A 20,106-nucleotide genomic window follows, 5' to 3' on the forward strand; every position below is an offset into this window, starting at 1 on the left:
ACGAGACGTCCGGGCCTACTTGGCCTTGACCGAATAGACCGGCTTCCAGTTTCCCGGCGCCAGCACGAGGTCCATCTGAAGCTTCGGCACGGTGGTCTTGTCGACCGCGGATGCGAGCGGCTGGGCGAGGCTCATCACCGGTTTCTTCTCGATCAGGCGCACGGCCTGGTCGACCGAGATGGCGCCTTCGCCGACCGGGTATTGGGTCGCGAAGGCCAGGATGTCGCCGCGGTTCAGCGCATCGAGCATGGCCTGGTTCTCGTAGGAGGACATGATCTTCATGTCGCTCCGCCCGGCTTCCGCAACCGCGCCGATGGCGGCTTCGGCGGTCGGCGCGGTGCCCCAGATCACGTTCATGTTGGGATAGGCCTGCAGCGCGTCCTGGATCAGCTGGAGCTGGACTGCAACGCCGGAGTCGCCGAATTTCTCGGCAAGGACCTTGGCGTTCGGATTCTTGGCCACCGCCTTCTTGAAACCTTCGTTGAACGATTCTGCCCAGCCCGAGCCGGCCGGGCCGGGGAAGGTCACGATGTTGAGCTTGTCGCCGGGCTTGGCCTGCGCCAGCAGGCCTTCGCCGGTGACTTCACCCATGGCGACGAAATCGACGTAGATGGCAGCGGGCAGGGCATTTGGTGGCAGCGGGTTGGCGACGCCGACCACCGGTACGCCCTTGGCCTTGGCCTCTTCGAACTTCTTGCTGAGACCGGCGCCGGAGATGGCGCCGACAACGATCGCGTCGGGGTTGCTCGCCATGCAATCGTCGAATTGGGACAGCTGCTTGGGCAGGTTCTCATAGCCGCCGGCTTCGTAGAGGGTCATGTTGACGTTCATCGCCTCGGCCTGCTTCACGATACCGTAAGCGACGGCGACCCAGAAGCTGTCCTTCATGTGCGGAAACAGGATGCAGAGCTTGTAGGGCTTCTCGGCCTTCGGCAACGGCGTGTACTCTGCCGGCTTCGGCGTGCCCGATGAGGCATCGTACACCTTCATCGGGAACCATGGCGTCTCGGCGGCCGCCGGCGTGGCCGCGGCGACAAGCGCGAGGCCTGCGGCGATACCGAGCGTGGAGCGGATCGGGCGAAGTCGGTCGATGGAAAGGCACGTCATACGGGTCATGGCTCAATCCTCAGGGTTCGACGAAAGGGCGAGGGCCGACGGCTTCGGATCCTCGTTCTGCATGCGTGCCGCACCGCCCGTGGGCGATGCGGTTGCCGATCGGAATCAGCGCACCGCCCACTTTGCGATCGAGCGCCGCTCGAACACTTCGCGGAACTGACGCGTGGATTCGGGGAGGAGATCGCCGTTGCCCCAGTCGAGGATCACGGCGTGCTGGCGGATGACGTCGAGCGCATCGATCGCGCCGCTGCGATAACGCTGCGCCACGAGCTCCGGATCTAGCCGGGCATTGGCGATGCGCCCGGCGGCGATCCTGGCGCGGAGCGCCTCGGTCGCGGCCCTGTCCACCTCGTACTCGCAGAGCTCGGCGTCGATGGTTTGCACGACCACGCCATAATCCTTGGCGGCGCGTTCGACCGAGACGTAGTCATCCTTGATGTCCTCGATTACGAGACGCGGATCGCGCTCCAGCGGATCGCCGAATCCGCCGCCTCCGGCCGTCGGCCGTGAGAACACGTCGCCTTCGCCAATCGGCACATCGGAGAAGATCGAGCCGAGCCTCTCCTCGCCATCGCTGCCGCTTCGTTTCAGCGTCAGGCCATGCGGCATGGAGGGCAGGCCGCCCTCGATGCCCCACACCACGGCGCGCTCGCGGTCGCAGATGTAGGAGATCACGGTCTTCTCGGCCTCCAGCATGCGCGAGGTCTTCATCACGCCGGCGCCGCCGCGCCATTTGCCGGGTCCGGGCGAGTCCCTGAGGATCTCGCATTTGGTGGTCAGGATCGGGTTGGCGCGTTCCTGCCCCTCGACGGGCTGCGACATCAGGCCGGTCCCGAAGCAGGCGGTCGTGACGTTGCTGCCGTCCTTGCCGTTGCGGCCACCCCAGCCGCCGGGCAGCCAGTCGTAGAACATGAAGATCGGCTTGTCGGAGCTGCGGGCGTCGAGCCCGCCGGTGAGCAGATATTCGAGATTGAAGGCGCAGGCGAGGGCCCGTTCCGGCATCAGCTTCGACCACATCTCGTAGATCGAGTTCATGATCTTCTCGAACGGCATCAGGAAGCCGGTGACCGCGATCGGCCATTTCGCGTCGACGATCGAACCCTCCGGGGCGATGATGTCGAAGCAGCGATAGAAGCCCGAGTTGAGCGGCAGGTCGGGGAAGAACGTCTTCATGCCGGCCGCGACGGCCGAAAAGGTCGCGCCGAAGGCCGAGTTGTAGATCGAGCCGATGGTCGGATGGCTGCCGGTGAAGTCGTAGATCGCCTTGTCGCCCTTGATGGTCATCTTGATCCGGATCGGGATCATGCCTTCGCCGCCGGCGGGGTCGCGATCGATGAAGTCGACCGTCTCCCATTCGCCATCGGGCAGCGCGGCGATGCGCTGGCGCGCCGACCGCTCGACATAGTCCTGCACGGCGGCAAGACCCGTCTCGACCGTATCGCGGCCGTACTTGTTGACGAGGCGCAATATCTCGCGCTCACAAACCGCCGTCGCCTCGGCTTGTGCCTGGATGTCGCCGATGATCGAAGCGGGATCGCGCGTGTTGGACGCGATCAGGTGCGCGACGTCCTTGCAGAAGCGTCCCTTGTCGAACAGCCGGATCGGCGTGATGCGCAGGCCCTCGCGGAACATCTCACGCGCGGCGACGTCGAACGAGCCCGGCACGCTGCCGCCGACATCCGACCAGTGGCCGTTGGACTGGCTGAAGGCGATGATCTTGCCGTCGGCGAAGATCGGCCGGATCAATCGCACGTCGGAGAAATGCGTTCCGCCGGCATAGGGATCATTGATCGCGAACACGTCGCCTTCGTGCATGTCGCCCTCGAAGTGGCGCATGACGTCCTGGCAGGTGAAGTGCAGCGTGCCGACATGGACGGCGATGTCCTGGTTGCCCTGCGCGGCGCATTCGCCCTTGGCGTCATGCAGCGCGCTCGAGAAGTCGCGGTTGTAGATGACGAAGGAGTAGCAGGTCCGCAGCACCTGCTCGCCCATCTGGTCGACGCTGGTGATGAAGGAATTTTTCAGAACCTCGAAGGTCACGGGGTCGAGCGGGAGATCTCCGGCCATGGTTCATTCCTTCACGCGGATGATGATATTGAGATATTTGTCGACCTCGGCGCTGGCGCCGGGCGGCACGACGGTGGTCGCGTCGACCTGCTCGACGATCGCGGGGCCCTGGAAGGAGAAGCCGCAGGGCAGGTCGTCACGCTCGTAGACGGGCGTATCGAGCCCGTTGCCTTCGAACCATACCCTGCGGTGGCTGGCCGGCTGAGGGATCACGCCGGTCGGCTGGTGGACGGCGAACTCGGCCTTGGGCACGACGCCGATGGCTTTCAGGTTGAGACGGAAGAAGCTCACCGGCGAGTCGTCGCGCCGGAAATTGTATTCGCGCTTGTGCTCGGCGTGGAAGCTCTGGACCAGATCGGCGATGGCGCCGATCGGACGCGGCGCCTGCACCGCGAGCGAACGCCATTGGCCGCGATACATCATGTCGATCGAGCGCTGCAGCACGATGTCCCGTTCCGCGACGCCCTCGTGAGTCAGCCGGGCCAGCGCCTCCTTCTCCAGCGCAGCGAACTGCGCCTCGATGTCGGCGGAATTGGCCTCGTCGGCGCCGACCATGCAGCTCTGCGAGAAGTCGTGCTGCATATCGACCAGCAGGCAGCCAAGGGCCGAAGTGACGCCCGGGTTGGGCGGCACGATTACGACGGGGATCGCCAGCTCGCGCGCGACATCGACGCCATGCAGGGCGCCGGCGCCGCCGAAGGCGACCAGCGCGAAATCGCGCGGATCGTAGCCGCGGCTGATCGAGATCAGCCGCACGGCGTCCGACATGTTTGCGTTGGCCACCCTGACGATGGCATCCGCAGCCTCGTGCAGGCCGAAGCCGAACGGCTTTGCGACGCCTTCCTCGACGGCCTGCCGGGCGAGAGCCGGATCGAGCTTCACCTTGCCGCCGGCCAGATTGGTGCCGAGCCGGCCCAGCGTGACGTTGGCGTCCGTGTTGGTCGGCTGTGTATTGCCGTTGCCGTAACAGGCCGGGCCCGGGTGGGCCCCCGCCGATTGCGGGCCGTTGCGCAACGAGCCGGCCGGATCGGTCCAGGCCAGCGATCCTCCGCCGGCGCCGATGGTGAGCACCTCGATGGAGGCAAAGCGGATCGGATAGCCGAACTCGATGTACCAGTCCTTGGTGATGCGCGACTGGCCCTCATAGGCCAGCGACACGTCGGTCGAGGTGCCGCCCATGTCGAGGCCGATCGAATTGGGGAAGCCGCACAGGCCGGCGATGTAGCGGCTGGCGATGGCGCCCGCGGCGATCCCGGAGCCGGCGAGACGAGCGGCGAAATCCTTGACGCTCGCCGGCGTCATGACCCCGCCGCCGGTGTGCAGCAGCAGGAGATCGCGGGAATAGCCTTCCTGGGCGAGACGGTCGCCGAGCCGGCTCGTGTAGCTGACGACGACCGGGCTGACCACGGCATTGACGACGGTCGTCGAAAACCGCTCATGCTCGAAGATCTCGGGCAACACCTGCGACGAGATCGAGACCGGAATATCCGGCATCTGCTCCAGCAGGATATCGCGCATCGCGCGCTCGTTCTCGCCGTTGAGATAGGCATTCATGAAACAGACAGCGATTGCCGCGACACCGCGGCGCTTGAGGATGCGCGCGACGTCGCGCGCCGCCGCGATGTCGAGCGGCTGGATCACCTTGCCGCCCGCGTCGATGCGTTCGGGAACGGTGAGCCGGTCGCGCCGTGGCACGTAGGGCCTGACGACGTCCTTGTAGGTATCCCAAAGGTCTTCCTTGTTGGCGCGCCGGATCTCGATGACGTCGCGGAAACCTTCCGTCGTCACCACGGCGGTGCGGGGAAGGCGGCGCGTGATCAGTGCGTTGGTCGCGACCGTGGTGCCGTGGGAGAACAGCGCCACCTTGGACAGATCGATGCCGGCCTTTGCGACCCCACCCATGATCCCTTCGATGGGATCGCGTGTCGAGGAGGTCTTTTCGATGCGGATGAGGCCGGTGGTCTCGTCCATGATGCAGATGTCTGTGAAGGTGCCGCCGACGTCGACGGCCACGCGAAGGGTCTGCACGATACGATTTCCTTTCCAGCACATGCCTGCCGGGCGGAGGTCGGGCGAGCACGCGGGCCGACCCGGACCGACGATCCGGGAGTGCCGCGAACCGCCCGTTCGGCCGGCGGATTTCGCAAGATGTCGGAAGGACTATAGGCAGGTCGCCATCGGCACTCTTGACGCTGAGCGCAGGACAATTTGTGCCAGAGAGCACGAAACGATCAAATCGGCCCGCCGGTCAACCGGCGGTCAATGCCGGAGCAGCGACGCCGCATGGCGCAGGGTCACGCGTTGAGCGCACGCGACGCAGCACGGGCTTCGCTCGGCGTGCAGCCGAACCGGCCGCGATAATTCCGGCTGAACTGCGCCTGGTCGCCGAATCCCCAGTGATAGGCGATTTCCGAGATACTCTTGCGGCAATTCGGATCGCGCAACATCGCATCGCACATCAGCAGGCGTTGATTGCGGATATAGGCACTCACCGTGATGCCTTCGCTCTCGAAGATCTGGTGCAGATACCGCAGCGAGATGCCGCAGCCGTCGGCCACCATTTGCGGCGCAAGGCGCATGTTGTCGAGGCGCGTGCGGATGAATTGTTCGCAGCGGTGCAGGTGCGCGTTGCGGATCGTGGACGAATGACCTGCCAGCACGCGCTCGTCGGACTCGACCGCCATCGCCAGGAGATCGATGAGATGCTTGCCCATCATGGTGCGGGCGCTCTCGTCCATTTCCGCGATACGCTCGCCGGCAAGGCGCAGCGTGTCGACGAATAGCGCGCCGACGCTGCGGCTGGCGTCGAATTGCAGCGTCGCCAGACGTTCGGGGCCGGAGATCCTCCCGCGCAGCACGGCGCTCGGGATCTTCAGAACCCAGAGTGCGGCTGGATCGCAGTGGCTGAATTCATAAGGCAAATGGCTGCGCTCGATCAGGAAGGAGCCGGGTCGGCAGCGGATGTCCTTGCCGTCCTGCTCGAAGCGGATCTCGGCGAGTTCGGGCACCGTGATCAGGAAGCACTCCTCGCGCTCGTTGAGGAGGTGGCGTTCGTGCCTCTTGTAGAGCAGGCCGTCCGAGACGTTGCGGGAGATCGAAACCGGCCCGAGCGACCAGGCGCCCAAATTGCCGTGGAAGTCGTGGCCTCCGAGAAATCGAAGGTCCAGCGAATAGTAGATGTCGGAGACGATCTGCTGCCAGAACTGGCGGCGATGATGGGCGGGAATGTCACTGGTCGCGAAAGTGGTCTGCATCTTGCGCTCCGTCACTGCCGTCGACTGCTGCGTCTTATCGTCTCTCCTGGCCGGGTACCGTCGGGGGCGGCAAGAACGCGAACCGCGTCATCATCCCGATCGTTGATGGCCGCATGTGGGCTGCACTCCCGTTACTGCACTCTCGTCGTCGTCATCAGCTTGGCGAGCACGGCAGGATGACGTCAAGTCCAATGGAAGGGGAAGCCGATATTTTAGGCCGTGTGCTCAATTTCCATGAGGACCGCCGAAAGATGGAAGCTGCGGTCGACGACAACCTCCCGGATGAAGTTCATGCCGGGAGGTTGCCCGCCGTCAAAGCGCTCTGGCGATCACGCCAGGGAACTGCGAAGTCTGGTCAAGAGCGCAGCGCGCGCGTGTCGTGCGGCCAGCGCTTCCTCCATCCCGACTTTCACGAACCTGACCGGCGTGTTCGGCTGAAGCTGGCCGATCAGATCCATGTCCGCCGAGATCACCGTGCCGACCATGAAGTAGCCGCCGCCGGACACGGCATCGCGATGCAATACGATCGGCTCGGTGCCGCCGGGCACCTGGATCGACCCATAGGGATAGCAGGCGTCGGTGATGTTGGACGGATCGGAACCGGCGCCGAAGGGCGGCTCGCGCGGCACGAACGCGAGCGGCTTGCCGCCCTTGAAGCGATAGCCGATCCGGTCGGCTTCCGGCGCGACTTTCCAGGTATCGGAGAAGAAGCCGTTGCCGGCCTGCTCGGTGATGCGGTGCCAATAGAGGCCCGGCATGGCGCGCAACTCGGTGGGCATCGTCGTCGGCAGGCCGCGCAGCTCGTTTGCGATCGTGCGACCTTCCTTGACGGAGGCGGCGTCCGTGCCGATCGGCAATTCATCGCCGGCTTCGAGTTTGCGGCCCTTGAACCCGCCGAGCGCGCCGAGCGCGTAGGTCGAACGCGAACCAAGCACCACCGGGACGTCGATTCCGCCGGATACCGCGATATAGGCGCGCGCGCCCTGCTTGAGGAAATCGAAGGAGAGCTTTTGGCCGCGCTTCACCTTGAAGCTGGTCCAGGTCTCCTGCGGCGTGCCATCGAGCTTCGGCGGCAGCTCGGCGCCCGTGATCGCGACGGTCGCGTCATCGGTGAACTCGAGCTCGGGTCCCATGAAGACGGCTTCGAGCACGGCCGCGCCCTCGACGTTGCCGACGAGCAGGTTGGCCGCTGCGAGTGCGTGACGATCCATGCCGCCGGAGAGCGGGATGCCGATATGATAGTACCCGGGACGTCCGAGATCCTGGACGGTCGTCGCAAGACCCGGCTTCAAAACCCTAATGGCCATGGAGAACCCCCTCGAGCTTGCGATTGTAGGCATCGACGTCGCGGTTGAATTCGGTCAGTGAGAACGAGACGTCGCGAATGACCGGCGCGAAGCGGCCTGCATCGACGTCGGCGACCGCCGCGTCATAGGCGGACCGATCGATCGGTTTCCACTTCACGATGTCGCCCGGCTTGAACAGGCACATGAAGTCCCGGAGATAGCTGATCTTCTGGTTGGGATCATAGATCGGCATGGGCGTAATGCCGAACATCTGATAGCCGCCGGCGCCGCGCACCGAATAGATGCAGCTGAAGCATCCGCCGTGGCCGACCGTGAGCCTCGGCGTGTCGGTGCGCGGGCGCAGATATTTCGGCGCCTGGATCTGCCGCTTGCGCTCGACCATCTGGTAGAGGAACGGAAGGCCGGCGACGAAGCCGACCATCGAGACGAACCAGGGCGCGCTGGAATGTGCCTTGATGAACGCGTCGACCCCATCGAGGCCGTTGATCTGAGCGGCGTATTCGAGATCCGTGCCGTTGGGATTCTGGTGGCGCTCGCGAAAGCGCATCAGCGTCTCATGCGTCCAGGGATCGTTGTAGAGCACGGGGATCTCGATGATTCTTGTCTTGATGACCGGCTCGGACTTTTCGGACGCCGAATCCAGCCGCTTCAGCTCGGCAAGCAGGTCGTCAGGCTTGATTTGATCGGGATCGAACTTGACCTGATAGGAGGCGTTGGCCGGACAAATCTCGGTCACGCCCTTGATCCTGGCGTCGCGTACCGCATTGGTGATGAAGAGGCTCTTGAAAAATGCCTCGAGCGACATGGAGTCATCCACTTCGGCGAAGATGTGCTCGTCGCCGCCGAAGGAAAATCGAGTTTGCATGGGACTACGGCCTCCTGTTTCTGACCGGGCGGGTTAACGTGCGATCTTCGGGGCGACTTGATCGGGCGGCAGCGGCGCCGCGGCCCCGAGGCTGTTGGCGTGTGCGGCGAGCCACGGCTCGAGCCAGGCGGTATGAAAACGTCCGGCCTGCACCTCGGGATCGCGGGCAAGCGCCTGGTGCAAGGGCTTGGTGGTCGCAATTCCCTCCACATTCAGCTCGGCGAGGGCGCGGTCGAGGCGTCGGATCGCGCTCGCCCGGTCCTCGGCATGCACGATCAGCTTGCCGAGCAGGCTGTCGTAGAACGGCGGCACCGTGTAGCCGGGATAGAGCATGCTGTCGAAGCGCACACCTTCTCCGCCGGGCACGCCGAGCGCGCTGACGGTGCCGGGATTGGGAAGGAAGTTCTTCGAGGGATCCTCGGCATTGATGCGGACCTCGATCGAATGGCCGTTGACCTGCACCTCGTCCTGGCGGATGCGCAGCGGCTCACCGCCGGCGATCCGGATCATCTCCTGCACCAGATCGATACCGGTCACCATTTCGGTCACGGGATGCTCGACCTGGATGCGCGTGTTCATCTCCAGGAAGTAGAACTCGTGGCTGGTGTCGTCGTAGAGATATTCGAGCGTCCCCGCGCCGCGATAGTGCACCGCCTTGGCGAGGGCGACGGCCGATGCGCAGAGCCGTTCGCGCATGGCCGGCGCCAGCGAAGGCGAGGGGGCTTCTTCCCACACCTTTTGACGGCGGCGCTGCAACGAGCATTCGCGCTCGAAGCAATGGATGACGTCCCGCCCATCGCCCAGCACCTGGACCTCGATGTGCCTCGCGCCTTCGACGAGCTTCTCGACATAGAGGCCGCCGTCGCCGAACGCCGCGAGCGCCTCGGCCTGCGCCTGCGGCATCAGGTGATGAAATTCTTCGGCCGTGCGCGCGATACGTATGCCGCGTCCGCCGCCGCCTGCCGCCGCCTTGATCATCACTGGAAAGCCGGTGCTCTCGACCAGAGCGAAGGCCGCCTCGGCAGAATCCAGGCGTCCACGGCTGCCCGGAACGGTCGGAACCCCTGCCGCTGCGGCAGCTTCACGGGCCGCAACCTTGTCGCCCATCAGGCGGATCGACTGCGCGGTTGGGCCGACGAAGACCAGTCCCGCCGCCTCGACGGCGGCGGCAAACTCGGCGTTCTCGGCCAGGAAGCCATAGCCCGGATGAATCGCATCGGTGCCTGTGCTCTCGGCGGCGGCGAGGATTTTCGCCTGGTCGAGATAGGATTTTGACGCCTGCGGCGGGCCGATCTCGACGGACTCGTCGGCGAGCCGGACTGCAAGCGAGTCCTTGTCGGCCTTGCTGTAGACCTGCACGGTCGCAACACCGAGTTCGCGTGCCGCGCGATTGATGCGCACGGCGATCTCGCCGCGATTGGCAATGAGGAGCTTCTTGATGGTCATGGACGGCTGAAGCGGTTCAAACGTCGATCTCGGCAATGGGCTGGCCCGCCATCACGGCTTCCTCGTTTTCGGTAAGGAAACGCACGATCTTGCCTGCGGCGCCCGCCTTGACCTCGTTGAAGGACTTCATCACCTCGATCAGGCCGATCGTGTCGTCTTCAGTGATGACGTCGCCGTCCGACTTATAGGCCGGTTTGTCCGGCGCCGGCTTGCGGTAGAAGATGCCCGGTAGCGGCGAGAATATCTGCTGGGTGGCCATGTGCTGCTCCTTGTGTGTTCGCTTGGATCGTGCGGCGCCCTCAAGGCGCCGTCAAATAGGGACGGACCGCCTCGCGTACCGCCTGCGCGATGGCAACGGCATTGGGGGTATCGGAGTGGATGCAGATGGAGTCCGCTCCCACGGTGACGTCATTGCCGGCGACCGTCCGGGTCTTCCCTTCATTCACGGCGCGTGTGCAACGCGAGGCGGCGTCGGCCGGATCCTTCGCGTCGTGTTCGCGCGTGATGATGAGGCTGCCGTCGGCGTTGTAGTCGAGATCGGCATAATATTCGGCGACGAAAGTGTGACCGCGCCGCTCATAGACCTTCTGATGCAGCGTGCCCTTCATGCCGAGCAGCGGCACCTTGTAGACGTCGGCGGCGTCGGCGACCGCTTCGGCGATATCCTCGTTCCGCGTCGCCATGCCGTATAGCGCGCCGTGCGGCTTGATGTGGTTGAGCGTCATGCCTTCGGCGTCCAGGAACGCCTTGAGGGCGCCGATCTGATAGAGCAGGCAGTTGGTCAGCTCTTCACGGCTGATCTTCATCTCCCTGCGCCCGAATCCTTGCAGATCCGGCAACGACGGATGGGCGCCCACCCTGACGCCGTGTTGCTTCGCCAGTTGCACGGTGCTGCGCATGTGATTGAAGTCGGAAGCGTGGAAGCCGCAGGCGACGTTGGCCACGTCGATATGGGAAATCAGCGCCTTGTCATCGCCCATCTTGTAGAGGCCGTAGGCCTCGCCCATGTCGCAGTTAATGACGACCATTTCTCATTGTCCTCCCGTTGTCCTTCTTCCCGGGCTGTTGCATGTGATCCGAGAGCAGGGCCGCGCACGGCACGATCTGTACCGGTGCGCGGCCCACGCCCAGGCTATTTCGATACCAGATAGTCGACGGGGATCTTCTCCGAGATCGTCCACTGATCGATCACCTTTGGCTTGCCGGCCTCCGTGTCGACGATCAGGTAGCGGCCCTGGTTCTGATGGTGGATGTTCTTGGTGAAGGTGCGGGGCCCGAACAGCGTGGGCTCGTTGTTCATCTTCTCCAGCTCGGCCACGACGCCCGCGGCATCCGTCGTCTTGGCACGTTCGACCGCCTTGGCCCAGACGTCGATCAGGACATAGCCCGGATAGACATACTGGCTGGACGGATCGCCGCCGGTGACTTCCTTGTACTTCTTGTTGAAGGCGTTGACGTCCGGGTTCGGATCGTCGCCATAGACCGACCCCTGTACCGGAACGTAGAAGTTCGACAGGTCCGGCACGGCGTTCAGCCAGTAGCTGCCGTCGACGCCCGAGCCGTTGAGGATCATCGACTTGATGCCGGCGGCGCGGATCTGCTTGATGGCGGAGACGGCGCCCGGCATCATCGTGCAGAGCATGATGGCATCGGGCTCCTTCGGCAGGCTCTTGATGCGCGTGATCTGTGATGCGACCGAGGCGTCATCGTTCTTGAAGGTGTCGCTGCCGGCGAGGGTCGCTTCCTTCAGGCGTGGCAGCATCCAGTCGAAGCCGTCGCAGATGCCCTTGTTGTAGACGGTCCAGCTGTCGAGCAGGCGATAGAAGCTGCGGGCGTTCTTCTTGTTGTAGGCCCACTCCGCCATGGTCGCGCCTTGCACGGCCGCCAGCACCGAGGCCGAGAACGAGAATGGACCGACGCCGGGAATTCCCGCCTTGATCGACTCGGCGCACAGGAAGAACGAAACCTTGCCGGCCGCCTGCGCCTGCAAGGCCGCCGGAGCGCCGAAGTCGTAGTCGCAGGAGACGATCACGAGGTCGGCCCCCTGGTCGAGCACTGTGAGGCCCGCCTTGGCGCCTTCGGCCTGATCGGTCTTGGTGTCGGCGAATACCGGCTTGATCTTCTTGCCGAGCAGGCCGCCCGCCTTGTTGATCTCCTCGATGCGGATCAGGGCGGCATCCTGGGCGGGCTTGTCGTAAGCCTGCATGAAGCCGGATGCCGCCGTGGCAAATCCGACCACGATCTCGTTGGCGGCGTGAGCCGGCGTGAACCACAGCGCGGTCAGGCCGGCGAGTATGCCAGGTAGTTTCATGAAACCCATTGTCCACTCCTCCAATGATACATCGAAAGTCAGGTCATCTCCTTCAGCGCCGTCTGCACGGGTTGTGCGGGGCGTCGCTGAAGCGGCCAGCCGCGCCAGGAGAATTCCCGGTTGCGGGTGAGGCCGCTCGGCAGATAGATCAGGATGATGATCGTGATGATGCCGATCGCGATCTCCTGGGCGCCGTTCGGCAGCGCGACGGTCGTGCCGCCGAGGCTGACGCCCTTTTCGAGATTGCGAAACAGCTCGATCAAGACCGATACCGTGACGACGCCGGTCACGGCGCCGCTGAGGCTGTACATGCCGCCCACCACCAGCATCGACAGCGAGATGAAGGTCGTACGCAGGTAGAACGAACCTGGATTGACGATACTGAGGAAATGCGCGTAGAGCGCGCCCGCAAGGCCGATGATGAAGGCGCTGACGACGAAGGCGATCAGCCGCTCGCGTACGATGTCGATGCCGGAGGCGCTTGCCGCGACGGCCTCGTCGCGGGTCGCGCGCAGCGCAAGACCCGAGCGGGAGATCGAATAGAAATAGGCGATCACGATGGCGACGGCGGCCCCCAGCCACCCGATCCAGACGTTCATGGTGGGCGGAATCCCGACGATCGAGCCTTGCCCGCCGGTGACGGAGTCCCAGTTCGAATAAACGTTGTTGACGACCCCGAGCAGACCGAACGTGGCGATCGAGGCGGCAATTCCCGACAGGCGCATGATGATGCGGCCGACGATCAGCGCGAACAGCGCCGCGAACAGGCCGGAGAGCGGCGTTGCGACCCACATCGGCAATTGCGTGTGCAGCAGCCACGCCGGCAGCCCCTTGAGCGTGATCGACTTCATCACCGGCGGAATCGCCAGCCACGCCGTCATATAGGCGCCGAGGCACATGAAGCTGATATGCCCGAACGACAGCAGGCCGGAATTGCCGACAAAGGCGTAGAGCCCGACCACCAGCATGATGTTGATGAACATCTCGATCGCCGTGCGGTTGAAGGCCCGGCTTCCGAATTGATAGGTCAAGACCGTCATCGCGAGCAGCACCACGATCAGCACGATCGGCGTCGTGATCGTTTGCCTGATGACTGACGGTGGCTGCGACATCAATCAGACCCTCTGCTTGGCGGACTTGGGGGCGAACAGGCCCTGCGGGCGCACCAGCAGGACCACGATCACCGCGCCGTAGACGAAGGCGTCGCGGAACACGCGGGCGTCATGTGGCAACGTCGCCTGGAAAACCACGCTGGCGGCGCCGATCAGGAAGCCCGCGGCGACCGCGCCCGGCACGCTGCCAAGGCCTCCGATCACGGTTGCGATGAAGGCGATCAGCATGACGTTGGCGCCCATGCCGATGTCGGCCGTGCCGGAATTGGTGGCGAGGATCAGGCCGATCGCCGCGGCCAGCATACCGCTGATGGCGAAGGCCAGCAGGATGACGCCGTTGGCGCGCACGCCCAGCAACCGGGCCATTGTGAAGTTTTCCGCGGCCGCGCGCATCTCCAGGCCGTAGCGGGTGTGCTTGAGGAAGAGAACGAGGACGCTCAGCACCAGGAGGGTGATGACGATGGTGACGACCTGGAGCATCGGGATATGGGCGCCGAAAAGCTCGACGGGCAGGCCGAGATTGGGCCACAGCGCGATCGACTTCGGGCGGCTCGAATACAGCATCAGCAACAGATGACGGATCACGAAGCCGAGCGCGAAGGAGGCGATCATCATCGTCGCCGGATTGGCGTTGCGGAAGCGGCGGAACACGATCACTTCCGACAGCATCGACAGCCCGGCACCGACCAGAAGCAGCAGCGGAATCAGGAGATAGGCAGGCAGCCTGCCGGCGAACACGATCGCGGCGGCATCGACCGAGGGCCACAGCATCGCGAACACGCAGAACGCGATGAAGTCGCCATGGGCGAAGTTCACCAGCCGCATGACGCCGAAGATCGCTGCGATCCCGAGTGCGCCAAGCGCATAGATGCTGCCCAGGCTCAGCGCGTCGAAGATGATCTGGAGCACGGCCGTCATCGCCTAATGATCCCCGAAGCCGAAATAGGCCTGCTTCAGCCGCTCGTCCTTCACCATGTCGGCGGCTTCGCCCTCCAGCACGATGCGGCCACCGCGGATCAGGATCATCCGCCCGCCGGTCATCTTGGCGCGCGTCGAGCTCTGCTCGACGATCAGGAGGGTGAGCTTGCGCTGCCTGCGCAGGCGCATCAGAATTTCGTAGACTTGGTCGATGATCTTGGGCGCAAGTCCGAGCGACGGCTCATCGATCGCCATGATGCGCGGGGCAGCCATCAGCGCCCGGCCGATCACCAGCATCTGCTGCTGGCCGCCGGAGAGCATGCCGGCGGTGGTGTGGCGGCGGTCCGCCAGCATCGGAAATTCCGCGTAGACGGAATCGAGGTCGGCGGCGATCTTTCTGCGGTCGGTGCGCATGCCGGTGCCGACCTTCAGATTCTCTTCGATGGTCAGCGCGCCAAAGACATTGCGTCCTTCGGGCACCAACGAGAATCCACGCCGCGCGATCTCTTCGGGCGGCGCTCCCGTGATGTTGCGGCCTTCCATCGTGATGGAGCCCGATCCTGACGGTACAACGCCCGCGATGGCGTTCAGCAAGGTCGATTTTCCGGCGCCGTTGGGCCCCGTCACGAACAGAATTTCACCTTCGGAAATCTTCAGTGTGACGCCGCGCAAGGCGGCGAGGCGCCCATAGCTGACGGCAATATCGTCGACTGCCAGCAGCGTCATGAGGCGACGGCCTCCTCGTCCGCGAGCGCCGGGATGGCCTCGTCGAGCTGGGTGCCCATATAGGCGTGGCGGACCGCGTCGCTGTTGCGAATCTGGTCCGGCGGCCCGACCTCGATGATCTCGCCGGAGTCGAGCACGAAGATCCGCTCGCACAATTCGAGGACGAGGCCGATATTGTGCTCGATCAGCAGCACGCCGATTCCGAGCTCGCCGGCGATCCGCTTGATGATGATGGCGAGATCGTGGCTTTCGTGCTCGGACATCCCGGCTGCGGGTTCGTCGAGCAGCAAATATCGTGGCGTGCACATGATGGCGCGGCCGATGGCGACACGGCGTTCGTCGGTGTAGGGCAACGCGCCGGCGATCGTGCCGGCGAGCTGCGATATGCCGAGCCACGCCATCACGCGCCGGGCTTCCGCGATCGCGTCGCGTCGCCTTTGGCCGAGCCCGACGCCGGTCACCTCGAGGTTGTCGATGACGGGAAGATCGCGGAAAAGTCGCCCCGATTGAAACGTGCGCGCGACGCCCTTGCGCCGCAGCTTGTGTGCCGCCACGCCATTGACCGTTTCGCCTTCGAGTTCGACGCTTCCGGTGCCGACGGGCTGAAACCCGGTCAGGACGTTGACGAGCGTGGTCTTTCCCGCTCCGTTGGGGCCGATCAAGCCCGTAATGCGTCCGCGGGGTACGGCGAGCGCAACCTCTGATAGGGCTTTCAAGCCTTCGAATTGGACACTGACATCGCGCGCGACCAGTTCCAATCCATCGGAAGTCATCAAGACGCCTTCTCACACGCGAGCCAACGATTGATTTTTGCGTTGCGGCGGGGGATTGTAAAATTCGAAATAATGGTCGCTGATATCGGAAAAATTGATGACGCTGACTTTCCGTCAGGTCCGCCACTTCATCGCGACCGCCGAGTCCGGACGGGTCTCGGCGGCAGCTGCTGCGCTGAACGTGACGCAATCCGCCGTCACCGCGTCGATCAAGGCGCTCGAAGCCGATCTTGGCCGCAAACTGTTCGACCGGCATTCGAACGGTGTGACCCTCACCTTCGATGGCCAGGAATTCCTGCAGCGCGCCCGCGCCATCGAGGCGAGCGTGTCGGACGCGATGCGGGGGCCGCATCGCTGGGGGACCCAAGTCGACGGCACGGTGGATGTCGCCGTCAGCTACACCGTTGCGGGTTATTTCCTGCCGCCGCTGCTATCGCGGTTCTGGCGATCCTTTCCCGGTATCACGGTGCGGCTGCACGAATTCCAGCGCGACGCGATCGAGCAGAGTCTCGTGAAAGGCAGCGTCGATGCCGCCATCATGCTCGTCTCGAACCTGCACGACCGGCGTTCCATCCGTTCTCGCCTTCTTTTGCGCTCGCCCCGCCGCCTGTGGACCTGCGCAAACCATCCGTTGTTGCACAAGGACAGCGTCAAGTTGGCCGATCTGGCCAGCGAACCTTATTTGATGCTGACCGTCGACGAGGCGGAACGCTCCGCTATGCGTTACTGGCAGCGGACACCTCACGTTCCCAATGTCATCTTCCGGACCCTGTCCGTGGAAGCGGTGCGAAGCATGGTAGCCACCGGCATGGGCATCACGGTCCTGTCCGACATGGTTTACCGGCCATGGTCGCTTGAAGGACATCGGATCGATCTCAAGACGCTGGATGACGATGTTCACACCATGGATGTGGGCCTTGCTTGGAAAAGCAAGGGCCGGCTTTCCCCAGCAGCCCGCGCTTTTTGCGAGTTCGTCTCACTTGCTTATCCCGGGCCTGATCCGGTTCAATTCGATTGAAGGCGGGCGTTCGCCGGAGGCGGGTGTGACCTGGATGGGTTGATCCATAGTCCGGCGGAGACGGGCGCTTCGAGCACGCTGAACGTTGCTGGCGGGCAGGCATCCATTAAAAGCGTGCGGCCATCTCCCCAAGTCGCCGATACGCTGTCTCGCGCGCGGCAAGGATCGGGTCGGCCGGGCCGGTGGTCGGCCCGATCGGCACGAAATGCACGTTGCTGACGCCGATGAAGCGGAGTGCCTCGCGCAAATAGGGCGTCGCCATGTCGATGCGGCCGCGGTTCATGCCGGTGGCAAAGTCGCTGCCCGAGGCGAGGATGACGATGGTTGGCCGGTCCTTCAGCAGCGGAAGATAGCCGTGCGCTGGGTCGAAGCGGAACGTCAGACCGGGCTGAATGACGATGTCAAACCACTGCTTCAGCTTGTAGGGGATGCTGAAATTCCACATTGGCGTCGAGATCAGCACGCGATCGGCCAGTGAAAAGCGCAGGGCCATCCGTTCGGCCTCGGCAAAGCTGTCGCGCTGAGCGTCGTTGAAGGCCTGGGCCGTCATCCGCGCATATTTGGCCTCGACAATCGGCCCCGCAAACTCCGGCATCCGGTCCCGCCAGAGATCCATGACATCGATGTCCCAGTCGGGTCGCGCCTGGCGAAATCCGTCAAGGAAGACGCGCGCGCCGGCGCTCGACTCAGAATCGGCGCGGGGCGAACAGGACAGGTGCAGGAGCTTTGCCACCGCTCATCCCAGCGCTCTGATGACGGCATCCGCTCGCGTGACGATGGCGACGTTCTGCATGGCAAAATTGACCGAGGCATTGTGCCAGTCCGCGTTCATGGTCGAGCAGCAATCCTCGGGCACGATCATGAAATAGCCCTTGTCGGCGCCGGTGCGCGCGGTGTGCTCGACCGACATGTTGGTCCAGGCGCCGGTGTTGATGATCATGTCGCGGCCGGTGGCTTTCAGGATCGTCTCCAGCCGCGTGCCTTCCCAGGCACTCATCCGCATCTTCTCGACGACGAAATCGCCGGGCCGTGGCTCTAGCCCGGAGACGGGCGCCGCCCCCCAGCTGCCCCGCACCATCGCCTTGCTGTCGACGAGGCCCTCGAACAGCGGCGCGTTCAGGGTGACACCGGGTGCGCCGGGCTCGACGACGAACCAGACATGGATGATGGCGACGCCGCGTGCCCGCGCGGCCTCGGCAAGACGCCGGACGTTCTCGACGACGTGCTGCTGCTTGGCGTGAGCAGGCGCGCCCGACTCGGCGAATGCGCCGCCATCCATGATGACGTCGTTCTGGAGGTCCTGGATGATCATGGCGCAGCGCTGCGGATCGAGCTGCATCTCGCCTTCGGTGAGGATGGGCGCGGAAGGCGGGGCGCCCGGGCTTGTGCTGCCACTGCCGCGCCGGCCGCTCATATAGGGCTCGTGGCGCGGGCCGACCTTGGTCGGAATCGCGTACACCGAGCGGGTGGAAGTCAGATAGAGCGTGCGGAAATCCGGCCCGCCCCAGGCGAGATTGGCGACGAGCTCGGGCACGCGGACCTTTCCGAGCAGCTCGCCGCGCGTCGAATAGACCCAGATGCCGCCGGGTGCCGTGACCCAGACGTTGCCGTGCTGGTCGCACTTCATGCCGTCGGGCAGGCCGGGCTCGAGCTCGGACTTGATTCCGCTTGCGAACACCCGCGTATTCGACAGCGTGCCGTCACTGTTGACGTCGAACACGCGGATCAGCGCCTGCACGGTGTCGTTGACATAGAGCAGTCTTTCGTCCGGCGAGAAGCACAGCCCGTTCGGCTGATCGAACAAATTGCGCTCCACCACGAGTTTCGGCTCGCCGCCAGGCACGAGGCGATAGACGCCCTGGAAGCCGAGCTGGCGCGGCCGCTCGACGCCGTAGACGGGCATGCGGCCATACCAGGGATCGCTGAAATAGATCGCGCCGGAGGAGTGCACGCAGACGTCGTTGGGGCTGTTGAGCTCTTGTCCCTGGAAGTGCGAGGCCAGCACTTCGCGTCGCCCGTCCGGTCGTTCGCGGATCAGCGACGAGGTGGCGTGTTCGCAGACGATCAGATTGAGCTCCGCGTCATAGGTCATGCCGTTGCATTTGTTCGAGGGACGCTTGACCTCGGTCACGCCCCGCCGCGCATCCCAGCGCCGCCGAACGTCGCCGGGCATGTCCGAGAACAGGAGGTAGTGATCGACCGGATGCCAGATCGGGCCTTCCGTGAAGTCAAAGCCCGTTCCGACCTGCGCGACCGGCGCATAGGGATCGATCAAGGTCTCGAATTCACTTCGCAAGGTGACATGCGTCATCGGTCGATCCTTGGCGTCAGGCCGGGAACCAGTTGCGCTGGGGCAGCGACTGAACGATTGGGCCGGGGACCTGGTCGTGCAGGCGTCCGACCACCGTGCCACCCTCGATCTTGGCCGGCCTGTCGTGCACCGGCAGCAGATAGCGCGAATTGCTCAGCAGCTTCTTGATCGAGGCCTTTTCGGCCCGCTTGCTGGTGCCGTGATTGCCGGTCGTCCGCGGCTCCCAGTCGTGAATCTCGTTGAAGGGCGTGACGATCTGGTCGTTGAAATCATAGATCACGTCGCCGCAGATGGTGGCGATCCCATCGGCGGTCTCGACGATGATGTTCATGGAGCCTTCGGTGTGGGCGTTGGCAGCGTCGCAATAGACGCCGGGCATCAGCTCGATCGGGCCGGTTACCTCGAGGTCGAGGAAGCGCAACGCGCTCTTGGTGTGCAGGCGGTCGATCAGATGCTTGATGTCGGGCGCCGGATATTGCGGATGCATCAGACCGGAGACGGAATATTCGAGCTCCTTGCGGTTGACCACGACCGTCGTGTTCATCGGGAACAGATCGTCCTTGCCGGCATGATCGATGTGCAGATGGGTGTGGCAGACGAAGCGTACGTCGCCCATGCGCACGCCATGGCGGGCAAGCTGGTTCTCGATCATGTGCTCGTGGTACTGCAGCCCGCGCATGCCCAGCGTTTCCATGATCTGGTTGGAGCGATAGCCGGTGTCGACCACGACCGGATATTTGCCGCCGAGGATCAGAAAGCCGAGCGTGAGGACGCGGCGGGTGCGGCCGCAGTCGCGGCCGAGAACCAGAAAGCTCGATTCCAGTTCGATATCGCCATAATCCAGGATCTTGATCTCCAGCGCCATCCGTATCTCTCCCTGTC

18 protein-coding genes are annotated in these 20,106 nt (G+C 64.2%); 1 reads left to right on the forward strand and 17 read right to left on the reverse strand.

The window, feature by feature from the left end; genetic code table 11:
* Window positions 1–15 precede the first annotated feature (15 nt).
* From torT to AC1RUR_RS07485, 14 genes are all read right to left on the reverse strand, one after another.
* Complete coding sequence (gene torT / locus AC1RUR_RS07420) at window positions 16–1,116, reverse strand: TMAO reductase system periplasmic protein TorT (protein WP_492842456.1); 1,101 nt, start codon at window positions 1,114–1,116, stop codon at window positions 16–18.
* Window positions 1,117–1,221: 105 nt separating this feature from the next.
* On the reverse strand, window positions 1,222–3,183 hold the full coding sequence (locus AC1RUR_RS07425; RefSeq protein WP_492842457.1) for a hydantoinase B/oxoprolinase family protein: 1,962 nt from the start codon (window positions 3,181–3,183) through the stop codon (window positions 1,222–1,224).
* Window positions 3,184–3,186: 3 nt separating this feature from the next.
* Window positions 3,187–5,211, reverse strand: coding sequence for a hydantoinase/oxoprolinase family protein (locus AC1RUR_RS07430; RefSeq protein WP_492842458.1), 2,025 nt, complete (start codon window positions 5,209–5,211; stop codon window positions 3,187–3,189).
* Window positions 5,212–5,477: 266 nt separating this feature from the next.
* Window positions 5,478–6,437, reverse strand: coding sequence for an AraC-like ligand-binding domain-containing protein (locus AC1RUR_RS07435; RefSeq protein WP_492842459.1), 960 nt, complete (start codon window positions 6,435–6,437; stop codon window positions 5,478–5,480).
* 329 nt (window positions 6,438–6,766) lie between these two features.
* Entirely contained in the window at window positions 6,767–7,744 is a 978-nt protein-coding gene (locus AC1RUR_RS07440) for a 5-oxoprolinase subunit C family protein (RefSeq protein ID WP_492842460.1), read from the reverse strand.
* Window positions 7,734–8,609, reverse strand: coding sequence for a 5-oxoprolinase subunit B family protein (locus AC1RUR_RS07445; RefSeq protein ID WP_492842461.1), 876 nt, complete (start codon window positions 8,607–8,609; stop codon window positions 7,734–7,736). The genes AC1RUR_RS07440 and AC1RUR_RS07445 overlap by 11 nt, the downstream gene beginning before the upstream one ends.
* 33 nt (window positions 8,610–8,642) lie before the next feature.
* Complete coding sequence (locus tag AC1RUR_RS07450; protein WP_492842462.1) at window positions 8,643–10,055, reverse strand: acetyl-CoA carboxylase biotin carboxylase subunit; 1,413 nt, start codon at window positions 10,053–10,055, stop codon at window positions 8,643–8,645.
* Between the two features lie 16 nt (window positions 10,056–10,071).
* The gene (locus AC1RUR_RS07455; protein ID WP_271568674.1) at window positions 10,072–10,314 is read right to left on the reverse strand and encodes an acetyl-CoA carboxylase; all 243 of its coding nucleotides are present in this window, start codon (window positions 10,312–10,314) and stop codon (window positions 10,072–10,074) included.
* A gap of 40 nt (window positions 10,315–10,354) precedes the next feature.
* Window positions 10,355–11,083, reverse strand: coding sequence for a LamB/YcsF family protein (locus tag AC1RUR_RS07460; protein WP_492842463.1), 729 nt, complete (start codon window positions 11,081–11,083; stop codon window positions 10,355–10,357).
* Window positions 11,084–11,187: 104 nt separating this feature from the next.
* Window positions 11,188–12,366: an ABC transporter substrate-binding protein gene (locus tag AC1RUR_RS07465; RefSeq protein ID WP_492842464.1), complete on the reverse strand. Its 1,179-nt coding sequence runs from the start codon at window positions 12,364–12,366 to the stop codon at window positions 11,188–11,190.
* Between the two features lie 38 nt (window positions 12,367–12,404).
* The gene (locus AC1RUR_RS07470) at window positions 12,405–13,478 is read right to left on the reverse strand and encodes a branched-chain amino acid ABC transporter permease (RefSeq protein WP_492842465.1); all 1,074 of its coding nucleotides are present in this window, start codon (window positions 13,476–13,478) and stop codon (window positions 12,405–12,407) included.
* Window positions 13,479–13,481: 3 nt separating this feature from the next.
* On the reverse strand, window positions 13,482–14,396 hold the full coding sequence (locus tag AC1RUR_RS07475) for a branched-chain amino acid ABC transporter permease (RefSeq protein ID WP_492842466.1): 915 nt from the start codon (window positions 14,394–14,396) through the stop codon (window positions 13,482–13,484).
* A 3-nt stretch (window positions 14,397–14,399) separates the two neighbouring features.
* Window positions 14,400–15,122: an ABC transporter ATP-binding protein gene (locus tag AC1RUR_RS07480; RefSeq protein ID WP_492842467.1), complete on the reverse strand. Its 723-nt coding sequence runs from the start codon at window positions 15,120–15,122 to the stop codon at window positions 14,400–14,402.
* Window positions 15,119–15,895: an ABC transporter ATP-binding protein gene (locus AC1RUR_RS07485; protein ID WP_492843126.1), complete on the reverse strand. Its 777-nt coding sequence runs from the start codon at window positions 15,893–15,895 to the stop codon at window positions 15,119–15,121. The genes AC1RUR_RS07480 and AC1RUR_RS07485 overlap by 4 nt, the downstream gene beginning before the upstream one ends.
* A gap of 97 nt (window positions 15,896–15,992) precedes the next feature.
* On the opposite strand from AC1RUR_RS07485, the gene AC1RUR_RS07490 reads away from it, so the two are divergent.
* Window positions 15,993–16,913: a LysR substrate-binding domain-containing protein gene (locus AC1RUR_RS07490; RefSeq protein WP_492842468.1), complete on the forward strand. Its 921-nt coding sequence runs from the start codon at window positions 15,993–15,995 to the stop codon at window positions 16,911–16,913.
* A gap of 106 nt (window positions 16,914–17,019) precedes the next feature.
* Here AC1RUR_RS07490 and AC1RUR_RS07495 read toward each other — a convergent pair whose 3' ends face one another.
* The 3 genes from AC1RUR_RS07495 to AC1RUR_RS07505 are packed head-to-tail and all read right to left on the reverse strand — an operon-like array spanning window position 17,020 to window position 20,089.
* On the reverse strand, window positions 17,020–17,646 hold the full coding sequence (locus AC1RUR_RS07495) for an FMN-dependent NADH-azoreductase (RefSeq protein ID WP_492842469.1): 627 nt from the start codon (window positions 17,644–17,646) through the stop codon (window positions 17,020–17,022).
* Between the two features lie 3 nt (window positions 17,647–17,649).
* Window positions 17,650–19,224 (reverse strand): isochorismatase family protein, encoded by a 1,575-nt coding sequence (locus tag AC1RUR_RS07500; RefSeq protein ID WP_492842470.1) that lies wholly within the window; start codon window positions 19,222–19,224, stop codon window positions 17,650–17,652.
* Between the two features lie 16 nt (window positions 19,225–19,240).
* Window positions 19,241–20,089 (reverse strand): N-acyl homoserine lactonase family protein, encoded by an 849-nt coding sequence (locus AC1RUR_RS07505; RefSeq protein ID WP_492842471.1) that lies wholly within the window; start codon window positions 20,087–20,089, stop codon window positions 19,241–19,243.
* Window positions 20,090–20,106: the final 17 nt, after the last annotated feature.

Source organism: Bradyrhizobium sp. GW821-FHT12B03 (genome assembly GCF_058807535.1).

Coding starts and splice junctions, on each gene's coding strand:
- AC1RUR_RS07445 (WP_492842461.1), bottom strand. CDS start 8,609: ATGCAAACTCGATTTTCCTTCGGCGGCGACGAGCACATCTTCGCCGAA.
- AC1RUR_RS07465 (WP_492842464.1), bottom strand. CDS start 12,366: ATGAAACTACCTGGCATACTCGCCGGCCTGACCGCGCTGTGGTTCACG.
- AC1RUR_RS07490 (WP_492842468.1), top strand. CDS start 15,993: ATGACGCTGACTTTCCGTCAGGTCCGCCACTTCATCGCGACCGCCGAG.
- AC1RUR_RS07475 (WP_492842466.1), bottom strand. CDS start 14,396: ATGACGGCCGTGCTCCAGATCATCTTCGACGCGCTGAGCCTGGGCAGC.
- AC1RUR_RS07470 (WP_492842465.1), bottom strand. CDS start 13,478: ATGTCGCAGCCACCGTCAGTCATCAGGCAAACGATCACGACGCCGATC.
- AC1RUR_RS07440 (WP_492842460.1), bottom strand. CDS start 7,744: ATGGCCATTAGGGTTTTGAAGCCGGGTCTTGCGACGACCGTCCAGGAT.
- AC1RUR_RS07425 (WP_492842457.1), bottom strand. CDS start 3,183: ATGGCCGGAGATCTCCCGCTCGACCCCGTGACCTTCGAGGTTCTGAAA.
- AC1RUR_RS07500 (WP_492842470.1), bottom strand. CDS start 19,224: ATGACGCATGTCACCTTGCGAAGTGAATTCGAGACCTTGATCGATCCC.
- AC1RUR_RS07455 (WP_271568674.1), bottom strand. CDS start 10,314: ATGGCCACCCAGCAGATATTCTCGCCGCTACCGGGCATCTTCTACCGC.
- AC1RUR_RS07435 (WP_492842459.1), bottom strand. CDS start 6,437: ATGCAGACCACTTTCGCGACCAGTGACATTCCCGCCCATCATCGCCGC.
- AC1RUR_RS07480 (WP_492842467.1), bottom strand. CDS start 15,122: ATGACGCTGCTGGCAGTCGACGATATTGCCGTCAGCTATGGGCGCCTC.
- AC1RUR_RS07450 (WP_492842462.1), bottom strand. CDS start 10,055: ATGACCATCAAGAAGCTCCTCATTGCCAATCGCGGCGAGATCGCCGTG.
- AC1RUR_RS07505 (WP_492842471.1), bottom strand. CDS start 20,089: ATGGCGCTGGAGATCAAGATCCTGGATTATGGCGATATCGAACTGGAA.
- torT (WP_492842456.1), bottom strand. CDS start 1,116: ATGACCCGTATGACGTGCCTTTCCATCGACCGACTTCGCCCGATCCGC.
- AC1RUR_RS07485 (WP_492843126.1), bottom strand. CDS start 15,895: ATGACTTCCGATGGATTGGAACTGGTCGCGCGCGATGTCAGTGTCCAA.
- AC1RUR_RS07460 (WP_492842463.1), bottom strand. CDS start 11,083: ATGGTCGTCATTAACTGCGACATGGGCGAGGCCTACGGCCTCTACAAG.